At 75.1% G+C, this 17,608-nt stretch carries 6 protein-coding genes; all 6 read left to right on the top strand.

The annotated features are described in order from the left end of the window. The first annotated feature begins 71 nt into the window (after positions 1–71). Positions 72–1,217 carry a cytochrome P450 gene (locus ACFXGA_RS11285; protein ID WP_378086650.1) on the top strand — a complete coding sequence of 382 codons (1,146 nt, stop codon included), beginning with the start codon at positions 72–74 and terminating at the stop codon, positions 1,215–1,217. Between the two features lie 16 nt (positions 1,218–1,233). Further along, a complete protein-coding gene (locus ACFXGA_RS11280) occupies positions 1,234–1,428 on the top strand; it encodes a ferredoxin (protein ID WP_378086648.1) in 195 nt (64 codons plus the stop codon). A gap of 198 nt (positions 1,429–1,626) precedes the next feature. Continuing rightward, positions 1,627–4,581, top strand: coding sequence for a BTAD domain-containing putative transcriptional regulator (locus tag ACFXGA_RS11275; protein WP_378086646.1), 2,955 nt, complete (start codon positions 1,627–1,629; stop codon positions 4,579–4,581). Between the two features lie 115 nt (positions 4,582–4,696). After that, positions 4,697–13,837: a LamG-like jellyroll fold domain-containing protein gene (locus tag ACFXGA_RS11270; protein ID WP_378086644.1), complete on the top strand. Its 9,141-nt coding sequence runs from the start codon at positions 4,697–4,699 to the stop codon at positions 13,835–13,837. A 38-nt stretch (positions 13,838–13,875) separates the two neighbouring features. Continuing rightward, on the top strand, positions 13,876–16,152 hold the full coding sequence (locus tag ACFXGA_RS11265; RefSeq protein ID WP_378086642.1) for a hypothetical protein: 2,277 nt from the start codon (positions 13,876–13,878) through the stop codon (positions 16,150–16,152). 32 nt (positions 16,153–16,184) lie between these two features. After that, entirely contained in the window at positions 16,185–17,486 is a 1,302-nt protein-coding gene (locus ACFXGA_RS11260) for an FG-GAP repeat domain-containing protein (RefSeq protein WP_378086641.1), read from the top strand. The last annotated feature ends 122 nt before the right edge of the window (positions 17,487–17,608 follow it).

Genomic DNA, 17,608 nt, shown 5'->3' with positions numbered 1-17,608 from the left:
AGATACCCCCCCGCCCCCGCCCCCCGCGATCCGGCGGTGTCTCGTGGGCTCGGAGAGGGGTATAAGAGACCGTGTACGAGGTGCTGCGCCGGGCGGCGCCGGTCGCGCGGGTGACCACGCCGACCGGGGACCCGGCCTGGCTGGTCACCCGCTACGAGGAGGTGCGCGACCTGCTCGGCGACAAGCGGCTCGGCCGCTCCCACCCCGAGCCGGACAAGGCCGCGCGCCTGTCGACCGCCGCGATCCTGGACGGGCCCACCGGCAACCACGACACCGAGGCAGCCGACCACGCCCGGATGCGTCGGCTGCTGACCCCCGCGTTCTCCGCCAAGCGGATGAACCTGCTCTCCGGTTACCTGCGCGACCTGGTCGACGGCTACCTCGACCGGCTGGTCGCCGAGCGCGCCGCGTCCCCCGACGGGGTGGTCGACCTGCACGCCGGGTTGGCGTTGCCGCTGCCGGTCGCCGTCATCTGCCGACTGCTCGGCGCGCCGGAAAGCGACCGCGAGCACTTCCACTCGCTGTCCGAGCGCATGTCCGACCTCGCCATCGGCGAGGAGGCCCACCGGGCGTTCGAGGAGTTCAGCCGGTACATGGTCGGGCTCGTCGAGGCGAAGCGCGCACGACCGGGCGAGGACGTGATCTCGGACCTCGTGCGCGCCCAGAGCACCGACCCGACGTTCGACTACGACGAGATGGTCCGGCTCTGCGTCGGGCTGCTGTTCGCCGGCCACGAGACCACGGTCAACCGCATCGGCCTGGGCACGCTGTTCCTGCTCACCCACCGCGACCAGTGGGCGGCCCTGACCGCCGACCCCGACGGCCGGATCAACGCCACCGTCGAGGAGATCATGCGCTTGGGCGCGCCCGGCGACCTGGGGCTGCTGCGGTACGCGCACGTCGACGTCGAGGTCGCCGGCGTCACGATCCGGCGCGGTGACGCCGTGGTCCTGTCGATCAACGCCGCCAACCGCGACGCCTCGGTCTACCGCGACGCCGAGGCGTTCGACCCCGACCGCCCGGAACGCGCCCACCTCGGCTTCGGGCACGGCGGGCACTTCTGCATCGGCGCGAGCCTGGCCCGCACCGAGCTGCGCGTGGTGTTCGCCGCCCTCGCGCGCCGCCTGCCCGGCCTCCGACTGGTCAAGCGGGTCGAGGACCTGGAGGTCCGCACGACCATCACCGGCGGCGTCACCGAGTTGCCGGTGACCTGGTGAGGGCGAGGAGGACGTCGTGAAGGTGGTTGTCGACCAGGACAGGTGCGTCGGTTCCGGGCAGTGCGCGTTGACCGCGGACGACGTCTTCGACCAGCGCGAGGAGGACGGCGTCGTGGTGCTGCTCGACGCCGCTCCCCCGGCCGAGCGGCTGGCGGACGTGCGGCAGGCTGCGGTGATGTGCCCGGCGCTGGCGATCACCGTCGAGGAGTAGTCCGCGGCGCGCCGGGCGCGCGGGCGTTCGCCTTCGCGCCCGGCGCGCCCGCCGACCGGGCTTCCAGGGAAGGTGCGGAGCGGGCGGGGGCGGCCTTCGACCGTCACCGGTGCGCGGCTCGTGGCGGAACCTGACGAGGCCGCCGCGGCCCCGCTGACGTCACGGGGCGTGGTTGTGCGCGGTCCTAGGGTGTCGGGCATGTGGTTCGGACTGCTGGGACCGGTCCGGGTGCGGGACGGCGGGCGGGAGCTGGGCGCGGGCAGCCGGCGGGAACGCGTGGTGTTGGCGGTCCTGCTGCTGGAGGGCGGCCGGCCGGTCGGCGGGTCGCGGTTGATCGAGGCTGTGTGGGGTCCCGGCGCGCCGCCGACGGCCAAGGCGCAGTTGCACAACCTGGTGAGCGCGTTGCGGCGGAGGGTCGGCGGCGACGTGATCCGGACGCGGCCGACCGGGTACGAGGTCCGGGTCGACGGCCACGTCTCGGACGTGGACGAGTTCCGGTCGTCGGCGCGGCGGGCGCGTGACGCGGCGGGCGACGGCGATCACGAGTCGGTCGTGTCGGCGGTCGAGCGGGCGCTGGCGTCGTGGCGGGGGCGGGCGCTGGCGGACGTGGACGGGGAGTGGGCCGAGTTCGCCCGAGCCGGGTTGGAGGAGGAGCGGCTCGGGGTCGCCGAGCTGCGGTTGCGCGGGTTGTTGGGGTTGGGGCGGGCGGACGAGGTGTTGACGGCGTTGCCCGCGTTGGTGGCGGCGCACCCGTACCGGGAGTCGCTGCACGAGGTGCGGATGTCCGCGCTGGCGGCGCGGGGGCGGCGGGCCGAGGCGCTGGACGTGTACCAGGAGGTGCACGCCCGGTTCGTGGCCGAGCTGGGCGTGGAGCCGGGCGCCGGGCTGGTGGCGTTGCAGCGGCGGATCCTGAGCGGCGAGGGGTGGGCGCCCGGGGTGGTGAGCCGGTTGACGCCGCGGCAGTTGCCCGCCCTGTCGTGGCGGCCGGTGGGGCGGGACGCGCTGGTCGCGGGCGTGGCGGAGGCGGTGGGGGCGGCGGGGTCGGTGGCGGTGTTGGCCGGGCCCGGCGGGGTGGGGAAGACGACCATCGCGCTGGCCGTGGCGCACTCGGTCGCGGACCGGTTCCCCGACGGCCAGCTGTACGCCGACCTGAGGGGCAGTCGCACGCCCGTCGACCCGTACGGGGTGATGGCGCGCTGGTTGCGGGCGTTGGGGGTGAAGGGCGTGCCGGCCGACACCGGCCTCCTGACCGCCCGGTACCGGGAGCGCCTGGCCGGGTGCGGGGTGCTGGTGGTGCTGGACGACGCCGGCTCCGCCGGGCAGGTCCTGCCGCTGCTGCCGGGCGCGGCGGGGTGCGGGGTGCTGGTGACCTCGCGCCGGCAGTTCGCCGACCTGCCGGGCGGCGCGCGCTGGACGGTGCCGCAGCTGTCCGACGAGGCCGCGTTGGACCTGTTCCGCGCCGTGGTCGGGGACGACCGGGTGGCCGCCGACCCGGCAGCGGCGGCGGACGTGGTCGCGGCCTGCGGGAACCTGCCCCTGGCGGTGGCGATCGCGGCGGCGCGGCTGTCGACCCGGCCGCGGTGGACGTTGGCCGGGTTCGCCGCCCGGTTGCGGGCGGAACGGGGGCGGTTGGGCGAGCTGGCCGTCGAGGACATGGACGTGCGGGCCACGATCGGGTTGAGCTACCGGGCGTTGGACGCCGGTGCGCGGACGTTGTTCCGGCGGCTGGGCCTGGTGTCGCCGGACGTGCCGGCCTGGGTGGTGCGGCGGCTCGGCGGGTCGCCGGAGGCGGTGGACCAGCTGGTGGACGTGCACCTGCTGGAGCCGACCGGCGTGGACGCGGTCGGTCAGCGGCGGTTCCGGCTGCACGAACTCGTGTCCGAGTTCGCCGCCGAACGGGCGGAGCGGGAGGACACCGCCGACGAGCGGTTCTCGACCACCTCCGACCTGGTGGACGCGTGGCTCGGCCTGGCCGGCGCCGCCGACGAACGGCTCGGGCACGGGATGTTGGCCGGTCGGGGCGTCGCGGTGCCCGCCGCGCCGCCGGAGGCGCTGCCGCACGTGCTCGGCGCGCCGCGCGCGTGGCTGGACGTCGAACGCCGCACCCTCGTCGGCCTGGTCGGCGAGGCGGCGGACCTGGGGTTGGCCGACCGGGCGGCACGGCTGGCCCTGCGGCTGGTCGGCTACCTGGGCCTGCTCGGCAACCGCGACCGCGAGCAGGTGATGCGCACCGCCGTGGCGGCGGCCCGCGAGCCGGGCGCGGGAGTTCCGGACGACGTGCGCGCGAGGCTGCTGACGGCCATGATCGCGAGCGCGGCCGAGCGGGACCGGCCCGACGAGCTGACGGACCTGCTGGTCGAGCAGCGGGAGCTGGCGGTGCGCACGGGCGACCGCGCGCTGGAGGCCCGGTCGTGGTCGCAGGCCGGGCTGGTGGCCCGGCGGCAGGGGCGGTTGGCGGAGGCGATGCGGTGCAACCGGGCGGGACTGGCCGCGTGCGACGACGGCACACCGGCGCAGGTGCGGAGTTCGGCGCTGGCGGGGTTGGCGGCGAACCACGTGGAGGCCGGTCGGCCGGAGGAGGCGCTGCCGTTCGCGCGGGAGGCGTTCGAGCTGGAGAGCGCGGCGGGCACCGCGCGGGTCGCCGCGTTGCACGCGCTCACCTACGGCACGGCGTTGCTGGACGCGCGGAGGGTGGACGAGGCGGAGGAGTGGTTCGCCGGGGCGATGGCGACGGCCACGGCGCTCGACGTCCCCGCCATGGTGGCGTACGCGCGGTTCCGGCTGGCCTCGGTGGCGATGCGCCGCGACGACCCGGAGCGGGCCGACGCCTGGTTCCGGGAGGCGTTGGGGGTCTTCGAGGCCACCGGTGACACCACGACCACGGCCGAGGTCCACCGCGCCATCGCGGACCTGGCGGTGCTGACCGACGACCTGCCGCGGGCGCGTGACCACCTGGACCGGGCGCTGGCGGTCTGGCGGCACACGGGCGCGCGGCTGGAGACGGCCCGGGTGCACGCCCGGCTGCACCTCGTGCTGGCCCGCACGGGCGACCCGGCGGCCGACGCGCACCGGGAGGAGGTCGACGCGACCCTGCGCGAGCTGGGCCTCGCGGAGCAGGCCCTGCGGCTGCCCGCGTTCCTCACCCTCGGCTGATCATCGGTTAGCGAGTTGTTAGAGGCCGTCCCTACGGTCCTCGGTGCCGGGGCAGGCCAGGGGGGACACCGGGTGTCGGTGTGCGGACGGGGCCTGTCCCGCGGCAGGAGGGGCCGTGGGGACGAACCGAGCCCGTGCGTGCGCGTTCGCGCTGGTGGCGCTGCTGTTGGCCGGTACGGCCGCGGGGGACGTGGCGGGGCCCGTCGGCCCGGTGTTCCCGTCCCGGGCGACCGAGGCGCCGCAGCAGCGGTGGGGGTCGGCGGCCGGGCAGCCGCACCTGGAGCCGGGCGTGGTCAACCGGGAGCTGCCGCGGTCGCACCGCGGCCGCCACCCGCGCCCGACGGCCACCCCGCCGCCCGCGAACACGGCGTCGGTGACGGCCGGTCCGACGGCGGCGCGGTCCGGGTTCGACCCGGCGACGAGCCGGGAGCGGGTCGAGGCGCGCGGGTCGCGCGAGCGGGTCTACGCCAACGCCGACGGCACCGAGACCACCGAGTTCTCCGCCGTGCCGGTCAACTACGAGTCCGGCTCCGGCACGCTCGAGCCGATCGACACCACGCTCGCCGCCGCCGACGACGGCTGGCGCAACACCACCAACGCGGTCGGCCTGACGCTGGCCCGGCACGCGGACGGCGAGCACGTGGTCGACCTCGACGGCGACCACGCCTTCGGCTACCGGTTGCGGGACGCCGCGCACCGGCCCGGCCGGGCCGACCGGGACCAGGTCCGCTACCCCGACGCGCGGCCGGGCGTGGACCTGCTGCTCCAGGCCCGGCCCGGCGGCCTGAAGGAAACCCTCGTGCTCAAGGACGCGCTCGCCACGCGCGAGTTCGAGTTCGCGCTGGCCCTGCGCAACCTGCGGGCCGAACTCCGCGACCAGACCCTGGTGCTGACCGACGGCGGCGCCACGCGTGCCGTCGTGCCGCCCGGCGACATGGTGGACGCGGCCGGCGCGGTGTCGCGCGGGGTGCGGTACTCGCTGGTGGGCGACGTGGTGAAGGTCGAGCTGGACCAGTCGTGGCTCGCCGACCCGGCCCGGCGGTACCCGGTGCTGGTGGACCCGACGGTGACGCTGCCGGTGGACGGCGCCGCGGCGGACGCGGCGATGTCGGTGCAGGGTTCGACGTCGGTCGCGGGCGGGTCGGAGCTGCGGGTGGGCCGGGTGGCGGGCGTGTCGACGGCCGCGTATGTGCGGTTCGGCAGCCTGGTGGAGCGGCTGCGCGGCCACGTGGTGTTCGGGGCGAAGCTCCAGGTGGTCGAGTTCGACGCGAACTCGTGCCAGGCGCGGCCGGTGGCGGTGCACCCCGTGACGCAGGCGTGGTCGGCGACGGGCTCCTACGCCTACCCCGGGCCGGCGGTCGGCGCGGCGCTGGCGAGCCGGTCGTTCGCGCACGGCTACGTGGCGACCGGGCAGTCGACGTCGCAGTGCCCGGCGGCCGCCGAGGTGTTCGACCTCGGCGGCGACGGCGCCAGGCTGGTGCAGGGCTGGAGTGACGGCACGGCGGCGAACAACGGGCTGTCGCTGCGGGCCGACGTGTCGGACGCGGTGTCGGGCAAGCGGTTCACCGGCACGGCGACGGCGAACCCGCCGCGGCTGTTCGTCAGGCACAGCCCGTACCACGCGGAGTACGCCATCCCCGACCCGGTGCCGAACCCGCCGGTGCTCCAGAACCAGGACGGCAAGGTCAAGGTCACCGTCACCAACAGGAGCGCGGAGGCGTGGGCGCCCGCCGACTACTACCTGGCCTACCGGGCGTACGACGCGCGGACCGGCGCGGCGATCGGCCAGCGGCGCGCGGCGTCGCTGCCGGGCACGGTGGCGCGCGGCGCGCGGGTCACGGTCGAGGCGACGGTGCAGGCGCTGCCGCCGGGGTCCTACTTCCTCGACTTCACCATGGTCCGCACCGGTGGCGTGGTGTTCACCGACCACCAGGTGCCGCCCGCCCGGCTGGCGCTGCAGGTGCTCGACCTGGCGCCGGTGGTGCAGGAGCTGCACCCGCCCAACGGCTACCGCGCGCCGACGTTGACGCCGATGTTGTGGGGCCGGGCGTTGGACGTGGACGCGCCGCCGGGTGCGTCGCTGTCCTTCCGGTTCGAGGTGTGCCGGGCGGACGACGCGACGTCGTGCTTCGACTCGGGGTTCCAGGCGAGTCCGCAGTGGACCGTCCCGGACGGTCGGCTGTCGTGGGGCCGCGGCTACCTGTGGCGGGTGGTCGTGCGGGACGCGGGCAACGAGGTGGCGTCGCCGCGGTCCGCGCTGGACACCGTCGTGCCGCAACCCGAGCTGGTCTCGCGGGCGGCGGCGGCGTCGGACGAGCGGGAGTTCGAGCCGCTGACCGGTGGCGTGTCGAACGTCGCGGTGGACGCGACGGTGGCCACGGTCGGACCGGAGCTGGACGTGGTGCGCACCTACAACAGCCTGGACCCGCGCCGGGACGGCGTGTTCGGCGCGGGCTGGACCAGCCGCTACGACATGCGCCTGGTCCCGGACGACGACGGCAGCGGCAACGTCGTGGTGACCTTCCCCGACGGCCAGGCGGTCCGGTACGGCCGCGACCCCGACGGCTCCTACGCGCCGCCGCCCGGCCGGGTGTCGAGCCTCACCCGGGAGGCTGGCGGCTGGCGGCTCGCGGACCGCACGGGCACGGTGCACCTGTTCACGGCCGCCGGCCTGCTCAGCCGCACGACCGATCGCGCGGGCCGCTCGGTGGTGCTGACCTACAACGCCGCGGACGGCAGGTTGGCCAAGGCACAGGTGGCCAACAGCCAGAGCAACACCGCCGGCCGGGCGCTGCGGTTCACGTGGACCGGCGGGCACATCACCTCCGTCACCACCGACGCGAACACCACCTGGACCTACGGCTACGCCGGGGACACGTTGACGCAGGCGTGCGCGCCCGGCGGCGGGTGCACGAAGTACGCCTACAGCACCGGGTCGCACTACCGCAGCGCGGTGCTGGACTCGCGGCCGGAGTCGTACTGGCGGCTCGGCGAGGCGCAGGGCACGGCGGCGGGCAGCGAGGTGTCGGCCAACCTGGGCGAGGACGCGGGCGCGTACGTGAACGCGGCGCTGGGCACGGCGGGCGCGTTGGCGGGCACGACCGGGACGGCGGCGTCGTTCAACGGCTCCTCCACCCGGCTCGACCTGCCGAAGGGCCTGCTGAAGAAGAGCCGGGACGGCGCGGTCGAGCTGTGGTTCAAGGCGAACGTCACCGGCGCGGGCGGCCCGCTGCTCGGCTACCAGGACAAGGCGTTCGGCACCACGCCGGGCCGCGGCGTCCCGGTGCTGTACGTCGGCACGGACGGCAGGCTGCGCGGCGGCTTCGGCGCCACCACGATCGCGCCGCTCGCCTCGCCGGGCGCCGTGAACGACGGCCGCTGGCACCACGTCGTGCTGTCGCTCATGGGCGCCACGCAGACGCTCTACCTCGACGGCGCCCGGGTGGCGACGGCGGCCGGCGTGACGCTGGACCACGCGCAGCTGACGTTCAACCAGGTCGGCGCGGCGGAGGTGAGCACGCCCGGCTCGTGGCCCGCGTGGGGCGCGGCGGGCCGGCGGTTCTTCAGCGGCTCGGTGGACGAGGTGGCGGTCTACTCGCACCCGCTCGGCCCGAACGCCGTGTCGACCCACCACCGGCAGGGCACGACGGCCGCGGACCTGGTGGCGACCGTGACCCGGCCGAGCGGCAACGTCTCCTCGCGCGCCACCTACGACGTGGACCTGGACCGCGTCACGACCTACACCGACCGCGACGGCGGGCTGTGGAAGATCGGCCCCACCGTGGTCTACGGCGGTGACGACGACCTGCGGCGCGGCGTGCAGGTGCTCGACCCGGGCAACCGGCCGAGCCTGTACGAGTTCGACGCCGTCACCGGGCACCTGCTGCGCTCGGGCACGCCGCTCGGCCTGGAGGCCCGGGAGGAGGACGAGCCGGCGCCCGAGCCGGAGCCGGTCGAGCAGTGCAGCGCCCCGGACCCCGCCGACCCGAAGTTCTGCACCGTGATCCCGGGCGACGCGGGCGGGCCGGTGTTCGTGCGGCACCCGGTCGACGGCATGGCCATCCGGTCGTTCTCCTACGACGACGCGGGCAACCTGACCGCGGTCACCAACGAGAACGGCGACGCGGTGGCCATGACGTACGACGCGCGCGGCAACGCCACGTCCACCACGACGTGCCGTCGCGCCGGCGAGTGCCACACCAGCCACACCGCCTACCCGGCGGGCGACGCCGCGGACCCGCGGGCGGACCAGCCGTCGGAGACGCGGGACGCGCGGTCCGCCGGCGCGACCGACCCGACCTACCGCACCGCCTACACCTACACGGCGACCGGTGACCTGGCCACCCAGACCGAGCCCGACGGCGCCACGGTGCGCCACACCTACACCAACGGCGCGGAGGCGGCGGTCGGCGGCGGGATCGTGCCCGCCGGCCTGCCGCTGACGACCACCGACGCGCGCGGCAAGGTCACCCGGTACGCGTACTACGCCAACGGCGACCTGGCGCGCCTGACCACGCCGTCCGGGCTGGTCACCCACTACTCCTACGACGTGCTCGGCCGGCTGACCTCGGAGCGGGAGGTGTCCGACACGTTCCCGGCGGGCGTCACCACGACCTACGGCTACGACGCCCTGTCCCGGCGGACCCGCGTCACCGAGCCCGCCACGACCGACGCCGTGAACGGCACGAAGCACCAGCGACAGGTGAGCACCGCCTACGACGCCGACGGCAACCAGACCGCGGTCGAGGAGGTCGACCTGCTCGGCGGCGGCGCCACCCGCACCACCCGCACCGCCTACGACGAGTCCGGTCGCCCGGTCCGGGTGACCGACGCCGAGGGCGGCGAGTCCACCCGGGACTACGACCGGTTCGGCAACGTCGTGTCCACCACGAACGCCGCGGGCACCCGCCACGACTTCGCCTACACCGCGCGCAACGCGCTCGCCGAGGTGCGGCTGCGCGACTACCGCGGCGACGACGGGGGCGGGCTGACCGACGGCTACCTCGTCCTGCGCTCCTACTCCTACGACTTCGCCGGCCGCAAGGCGAGCGAGACCGACGCGATGGGCAGGCGGGTCGAGTACACCTACTTCGGCGACGACCGCCTGCACAAGGCGGTGTTGAAGGGCTTCCACAACCCCGACGGCAGCACGCGCGACTACGTGCTGGAGGAGAACACCTACGACGCGGCGGGCCACGTGGTCCGGGCGGTGACCGGCGACGGCACCTCCACCACGACCTCGGCCTACGACCGCTCGGGCAACCCGACCACCGTCGTGCACGACCCGGACGGCCTGGCGCTCACCACGGTCACCACCTACGACGCGGCGGGCAACGTGACGCGGGTCAGCCGGTCGGGCAAGGCGTCCAACGTGCCGTGGCCGGTGTCCACCGCGCCCGAGGTCGTCGACTACGCCTACGACGACGCGGGCAACGCCGTGCGCGAGACCGTCACCGCGGGCGACACGACCATGGTCACCACCGCGCGGTACGACCAGCGCGGCCTCAAGGTCTCCGAGACCTCGCCGCGCGGCAACGCGCCGGGCGCCGACCCGGCCGCGTTCACCACCGACACCGCCTACGACGAGCTGGGCCGGGAGATCGCGGAGACCGCTCCCCCGGTGTCCGCCGAGGCCGTCGGCGGCACGCCCGCCACCGTGCGCCCCACCTCCCGGACCGGGTACGACGCGTTCGGCGACCAGACGGCGTCGGCCGACGAGGTCGGCCTGGTGCGGCGGTTCACCCACGACCGGCTGGGCAGGCGGGTCACCGAGGCGGAACCCGGCTACCGCGCGCCCGGCGCGACCGACACCGTCACGCCGACCACGCGGACGCGGTACGACGCGCTCGGCAACGTCGTGGAGGTCACCGACCCGCGCGGCAACAGCGTCCGGTACACCTACGACCAGCTGGGCCGGGTGGTCGAGGTCGACCGGCCGATGGCCTCCGACGGGGACCGCGCCGTGTGGCGGCACACCTACACCCGCACCGGGCAGGAGCTGACCGGCACCGACCCGCTGGGCGGCCGCACCGAGGCGACGTACGACGACCTCGACCGGCGGGTGACGTCCACGGTGGTCGAGCGCCGTCCCGTGGCGGACAACCTGGTGTCGCGGTTCACCTACGACGACGCCGGGCGCGTGGTGCGGGCCCGGACGCCGGGCGGCGCGGTCACGTTGACCGCCTACGACCCGGTGGGCCGGGTGATCCGCACGACCGACCCGGCCGGGGTGGTCACGCGCCTGGGCTACGACGCGAGCGGCCGGGCCGTGCGGCAGTCCGACGGCACCGGGCGCACCGCGCAGAGCACCTACGACACGGCCGGGCGGCTGGTGGCGCAGGCCGACCTGCGGGCCGACGGGTCCGTGATCCGCACCCAGCGGCACGCCTACGACCCGGAGGGCAACCGCACCTCGTCCACCGACGCCATGGGCGTGACCTCGACGTTCGAGTACGACGCGGACGACCGGGTGGTGCGCCAGGTGGAGCCGGTGTCCGCGACCGAGTCGATCACCACGTCGTTCGGCTACGACGCGGCCGGCCGCCGCACGCGGTACACCGACGGCCGCGGCAACGCGACGACCTTCACGTTCAACGCGCTCGGCCTGGTCGAGTCCCTGGTCGAGCCGTCCACCCCGGCGCACCCCGCCCTCGCGGACCGCACCTGGACCGCCGCCTACGACGCGAACGGCAACCTGGTGAAGATGACCGCGCCGGGCGCCGTGGTGACCGAGGTGGTCTACGACGCGGCGGGCCGGCCGACCTCCCGCTCCGGGTCCGGCGCGTCCGTGCCGACACCGACCCGGACCCGCGCTTACGACCCGCTGGACCGGCCGGTGGCGGCGGGCGGCCCGGACGGCGACAACACCTACACCTACGACGACCGCGGCAACCTGCTCAGCGCGCGCGGCCCGTCCGGCAGCGCCGACTTCGCCTACGACGCCGACGGCCGGCCGACCGCCCGCACCGACGCGGCGGGCACCTCGACGTTCGGCTACTCGGGCGGCCGCCTGGCCACCGTCACCGACGGCCTGACCGGCACCACCCAGCGCTACGGCTACGACGTCGCGGGCCGGCTGTCCACCGTGGACTACGGCGCGGGCCGGGTGCGCGCCCACGGGTTCGACGAACTGGGCCGCACCACCTCCGACGTGTTGCGCAACACGGGGGGCGCGACCGTCTCGTCCGTCACCTACCGCTACGACGACAACGACCGCCTGATCGGCAAGACCACCGCCGCGGGCGAGCAGTCCTACCGGTACGACCTCGCGGGCCGCCTCGTCTCGTGGACCAGCGGGGCGGGCACCGTCGACTACGCCTGGGACGCCTCGGGCAACCGCGTCCGGGCGGGCGGCCGGACGGCCACCTTCGACGCGCGCAACCGCCTGCTCCACGACGGCGAGCGCGCCTACACCTACACCGCGCGGGGCACCCTCGCCTCGCGTGGCGAGGTCACCTACGAGTTCGACGCGTTCGACCAGCTCGTCCGCGCCGGCGGGCGCACCTACGCCTACGACGCCCTGGACCGGCTGGTCCAGCGGGGCAACGGCCGGTTCGCCTACGCCGGGCTGTCCGACGAACCGGTGTCCGACGGTGTCGAGCGCTACGCCCGCGGTCCCGCGGACGACCTGCTGGCCGTCGGCGACCGGATCGCGCTCGGCGACGAGCACGGCGACGTGGTCGGCGCGTTCCTCGCCGCCGACCTGGCCCTGCCCCGGTTGACCGACACCACCACCTACGACCCGTTCGGCAAGGTGCTGGCCACCACCGGGGACACCGGGAACCTGGGCTTCCAGGGCGACTGGACCGACCCCGACACCGGCGACGTCGACATGGGCGCGCGCTGGTACTCGCCCGACAGCGGCACGTTCCTGTCCCGCGACCGCGTCGACTACACCGAGGGCGACTCGGTGCTGGCCAACCGGTACACCTACGGCGCGGCCGACCCGTTGGGCAACGAGGACCCCGACGGGAACTGGCCCAAGTTCTCCTGCGGCGTCTGCAAGAAGGTCGGCGACTTCGTCTCCTCCACCGCGCAGAAGGCGGTCTCGTTCGTCCGCTCGCCCGGTTCGGGGCTGCGGCGGTTGGAGGACTTCGGCAAGCGCCTGTTCAAGAGCGCCGTCAAGCAGGTCACCGGCCTGGTGGACAAGGGCCGGAAGCTCGTGGCGAAGGTCCGGAACTGGGGCAAGCGCACCTACGACAGCGCCCGCAAGTGGGTCTCCCGGCAGTGGGACAAGGCGCGCTCGTGGGGCCGCAGGCAGTGGTCCAGGGCCAAGGACGGGCTCGACCGGGCACGCCGGGGCGTCGGGCGGCTGCTCAAACGCGCCGAGGATCGCGGCAGGCGGATGATCCGTGACGCCGGGGAGAAGGCCGAACGCGCCCGCGAGTGGGCCGAGGAGACCGCGCGGCGGGTGGAGAAGGCGCGCAAGGCGGCGGTGGAGAAGGCCCGCCGCGAGGTGACCCGCAAGGCGCGCGCGGTCATCGAGTGGACCGCGAAGCAGGTGCCGGTGAAGATCGTCGCCGCCGCGCTGAAACCCGTGATGTCCGCGGTGAAGCCGCTGGTGTCGGCCGCCTCCCACGTGCCGGCCGCGGTGGTGGGCGTGTTCCGCGGCGACGCGGCGGGCGTGGCGCGGGTGTCGAGGGAGCTGGTGAAGGCCGTCGTCGACGCCTCGGCCGCCCCGGCGGTCGGCGCGGTGGCGGCGGCCCGGGAGGTCGCCGAGATCCCGGTGTTCCAGTCGCTGCCGTGCGAGAGCGCGTTCAACTGCGCGTGGCGGATGACGATGGGCAGCGGGCCGTTGAGCCTGGTCGGCGGCGACAGCGCGCCGGACTACCTCACCCTCGACGCCTCGGTGGCCAAGGCGATCGGTCCGCTGCCGGTGGCGTTCAGCCGGTCGATCAGCATCACCGTCACCAGCCACGGCCAGGTGTCGTGGGGCATGGGCGCGGGTGTCTCGACCCCCGGCGCGGGGATCGGCCTGCGCGGCGGCTGGCTGAACAAGGCCCAGCCGACCAAGGAGGAGATCAACGGGTTCGCGGTCGGCCCGTCGGCCGGGTGGACCGCGACCGCGCAGCGCTACTGGATCATGCCCGTGGTCGGCACGTCCCACACCCTGCCCGACATGCGCGAGTTCGCCTACGAGGCGGGGGTGTCCATCGGCTCGCCGGTCAAGCAGCCCGGCGACAGCCCGATCGACGTCGGTGTCGGGGTGTCGGACTCGAAGTGCCTCATCGGGTGTCCGAGGAGTTCGTCGTGGTGACGCCCGGGAGCGGCGGCGCCGGCAGCAGAGGGGGACGGATGTCCGCAGTGGAGAGACGAGGGCCGGTGGCGGTGCTCGCCGCCGCGCTCGTGGTGTTGGCGCTGGTCGTCGTGCCGGGAGCGCCCGCCGCCCACGCCGACGCGGCGGGCCGGGGCGGTGACTACGTGCCGTTCACCACCGCGAGGTCCGTGCTGGACACCCGCAGCGGTGTCGGCGGTGTCAGCGGCACGCGCGGCGCGCGCAGCGTCACCACGTTCCCCGTGCTGGGGGTCGGCGGCATCCCCGCGACCGGCGTCAGCGCCCTGTACCTGAGGATCGTGGCCATCTCGCCGACGGCCAACACCTACCTGACCGCGTGGCCGGACGGCACGGCGCGGCCGAGCGTGTCGATGGTCAACGTGATGGCCGCGCAGACGCTGTCCAACGGCGCGATCGTGCGCCCGGGGGCCAACGGCCGGATCTCGGTGTTCAACTACGCCGGCACGGCGCACCTGCTGGTGGAGGCGCACGGCTACTTCACCACCAGCACCGGCGCGACGAACGGCGGCTTCGTCCCGGTCACGCCGAGCCGCGTGGTCAACACCAACATCGGGCTCGGCACGACGCTCGGCGCCATCCAGCCCGGCGCCAGCCGGACCCTCACCCTCGCCACGGCCGGGGTCCCGGTCGGCGCGGCGGCCGTGTTCGCGCAGATCACCCTGGGCCCGCCGGCCGCACGCGGCTACTTCCAGGCGAGCGCGTCCGGCACGACCGGCGTCCAACCCCTGATGGACTACGAGGACGGCATCAACAACGCCGCCGGCGCCGCCATCACCCTCGGCGCGGACGGCAAGGTCACCATCACCAACAAGGGCGCCGCCGCCGCGCACCTGGTGATCGACCTGATGGGCTACGCGACGAAGACGGCCACCGCGGGCGCGGGCCTGCGACCGCTCACCGCACGACTGTTCGCGGGCCAGATCCCGGCCAGCTCGGTCGTCGACATCGCCGTGGGCGGCGCCCACGGCCTGCCCACCCGCGGCATCGCGGGCGCGGCGCTGAGCCTGGAGGCCCTCGGCGGCACGGCGGCGGGCACGCTGCGCGCGTGGCCCACCGGCACGACCGAACCGTCCGCGACGCAAACCCAGTTCGCGGCGAACTCCTCGCACCGCTCGTCCACGGTCATCAGGCCCGGCACGGACGGCAAGATCCGCGTGCGCAACCTCAGCGCCGGCCCCGTCACCGCCTTCGTCGACCTGGAGGGCTGGTTCGCCGAACCGCAGCCCGTCGTGCCCGTGCTGCCCGACACCCCGGTCACGGTCGTGCAGGCGCCCGCCACCGGCGGTCAGCTCGTCGGCGCGCTCGAATACGCGTACGTGGACAACATCGGCCGGGTCGTCATCGGCCACCAGGAGAACCTGGACAACTTCGCCACCGTCCAGTACACGGTGATCTCCGGCAACGAGGCGTTCACCGGGCGGCCCGCGCTCGGCGTCGAGCCCGACGGCTCGCTGGCCGTGTTCGCCCAGCACATCGACGGCGGGAACGTGTGGTCGGCCGCCCAGACCGCGCCCCGCGCCGCCACCTGGACCGGCTGGACCGGGCTCGGCGGCTCGATGGCCGCCGCACCCGCCGCGGTCACCCTCGCCGGTGGCGCCACCGGCCTGTTCGCCGCCGACACCGACGGGAAGCTGTGGCTGCACGACGGGTCGCCGTGGCGCAACCTCGGCGACGTCGACCTCACCGGCACGCCCGCCGCGGTCCCGGTGCGCGACGGCGTCCAGGTGTTCGGCCGGGTGGCCGACGGCAGCGTCGGCACCCTGCTGTACCGCACCGACGGCACGGTGTCGGCGTGGACGAGCCTGGGCGGTGCGGGGCGGGGCACGCCGTCGGTGGTCGTCTACCCCGGCTACCGGCTGCGCGTGTTCGCCACGGCCGAGGACGGCACGGTCACCACGAAGATCCAGGACGCGACCGGCGTGTTCCCGGCCGCGTGGGACACCGTCGGCGCGTTCGTCGCGGCCGGCGCGCCGTCGGGGATCCTCGACCCCCAGCTGGGCCGCACCGCCGTCGTCGCCCGCGCGGCGGACGGCATCGTGCACGCGAGCTTCGAGACGAGCCCGGGCTCCGGCGTGTTCGGCGACTGGTCCCCGGTCAACACCCCGGACCTGCCGTCGGCCACCGACCCGACCACGACCGCGGTGGCCAACGGCAGCACTCCACTGTGGACCATCACCTACCGCACGCCGAACGGCACCGTCGTGGTCTACGACCGGCGCGGCGTGCCGGGCCTGACGGCGTTCGGCACGCCGACCGTGCTGTCCGCCCCGCGGTAGTCACCCCTGATCCGCACCACGAGGAGTACCAGGTGAAGAGATCGTTGACTGTGCTCGCGACCGCCGTCCTGACGGCGGTCGGGCTCGCGGCCCCCGCGTCGGCCGCGCCGCCGACCCCGGTCTTCGGATCGGCGATCGACCGCTACGCCTCGTACGTGGGGCAGACCACGTGCGACCCGGTCGCCAAGCCGGGCGTCGTCGGGTTCCGCGACCTGGTCAAGGCCGAGTACGGGCGCGGCGACATGGGCATCGTCCGCGCCTGCGACGTCGGCGGCGCCAGCGAGCACAAGGAAGGCCGTGCGCTCGACTACGCGTTCAACGCGGGCGACCCGGCGCAGGTAGCGCAGGCCAACGACCTGCTGAACTGGCTGCTGGCCACCGACCGGTACGGCAACACCCACGCGCTCGCCCGCCGCTTCGGCCTGATGTACGTCATCTGGAACCGTCGGATCTGGAAGGCGTACGAGCCGTCCGCCGGGTGGCAGGCGTACAACGGGGACAACCCGCACACCGACCACATCCACTTCAGCTTCAGCTGGGCGGGGGCGCGCAAGCAGACCACGTGGTGGACGGCGGCCCGCACCATCGCCGCCGAGAGCGTCAACGGCGACCGCTACGACGACCTGCTGGCCGTCGATCCCGACAACGTGCTGCGCCTGTACCCGGGCCGGTCGGACGGCACGTTCGGCGGGTCGAGCGAGATCGGGCCGGGGTGGTCGGCCGCGTACCACCGGATCGGGGTCGGCGACACCAACGCCGACGGCTTCGCCGACATCCTGGCGACCGACACGGCGGGCGCGCTGCACTACTGGCACAACTCGGGCCACGGCACGTTCAGCAAGCTCGCCAACGACGGGGCGGGCTGGAACACGTTGGAGTGGTTCGCGGTGGTGGACGTCAACGGCGACAACCGCGCCGACGTCGTCGGCCGGGACGGTGGGCGGCTGTACTGGTACCCGGGCCGGGGCGCGGGCGGGTTCGCCCAGCGGGTGTTCGTCGGCGAGGGCTGGGCGGCGTTCCCGGAGTTCGGTGGCGGTGACGCGGACGGCGACGGGGACGGCGACCTGTGGGCCACCAACGGCGACGGCGAGCTGTGGTTCTGGGAGGGCAACGGGAACGGGACGTTCGCCGCCGGCCGGAAGGTCGGCTCGGGGTGGGCGGCCTTCGACCCGTTCAACGTGCTGGACGTGGACGGTGACGCCCACGCCGACCTGGTCGCGGTGCGCGCGAGCGACGACGCCCTCTTCTTCTGGCGGGGCGCGGGCGACGGCACGTTCGGCGCGGCCAAGGAGGTCGGCCACGGGTGGGCCGGCTTCCGGCCCGCGACCTACTAGGTCCGGGGCGCCGGCCCCCCGGGCGGCCGGGGGGGGGGCGGGCGCGCCGGGGCCGTGGGCGCGGCGCGCGGGCGGTAGGGCGGTCCGCGCTGAGGCGCAGGCAGTGGCCCGGCGGGGGAGAT

The sequence above is a fragment of the Actinosynnema sp. NPDC059335 genome (assembly GCF_042752395.1).
In the GTDB taxonomy this organism is placed as follows: domain Bacteria; phylum Actinomycetota; class Actinomycetes; order Mycobacteriales; family Pseudonocardiaceae; genus Actinosynnema.
Note: the sequence above shows the minus strand (reverse complement) of the source record. Positions and strands in the feature narration are given on the sequence as shown.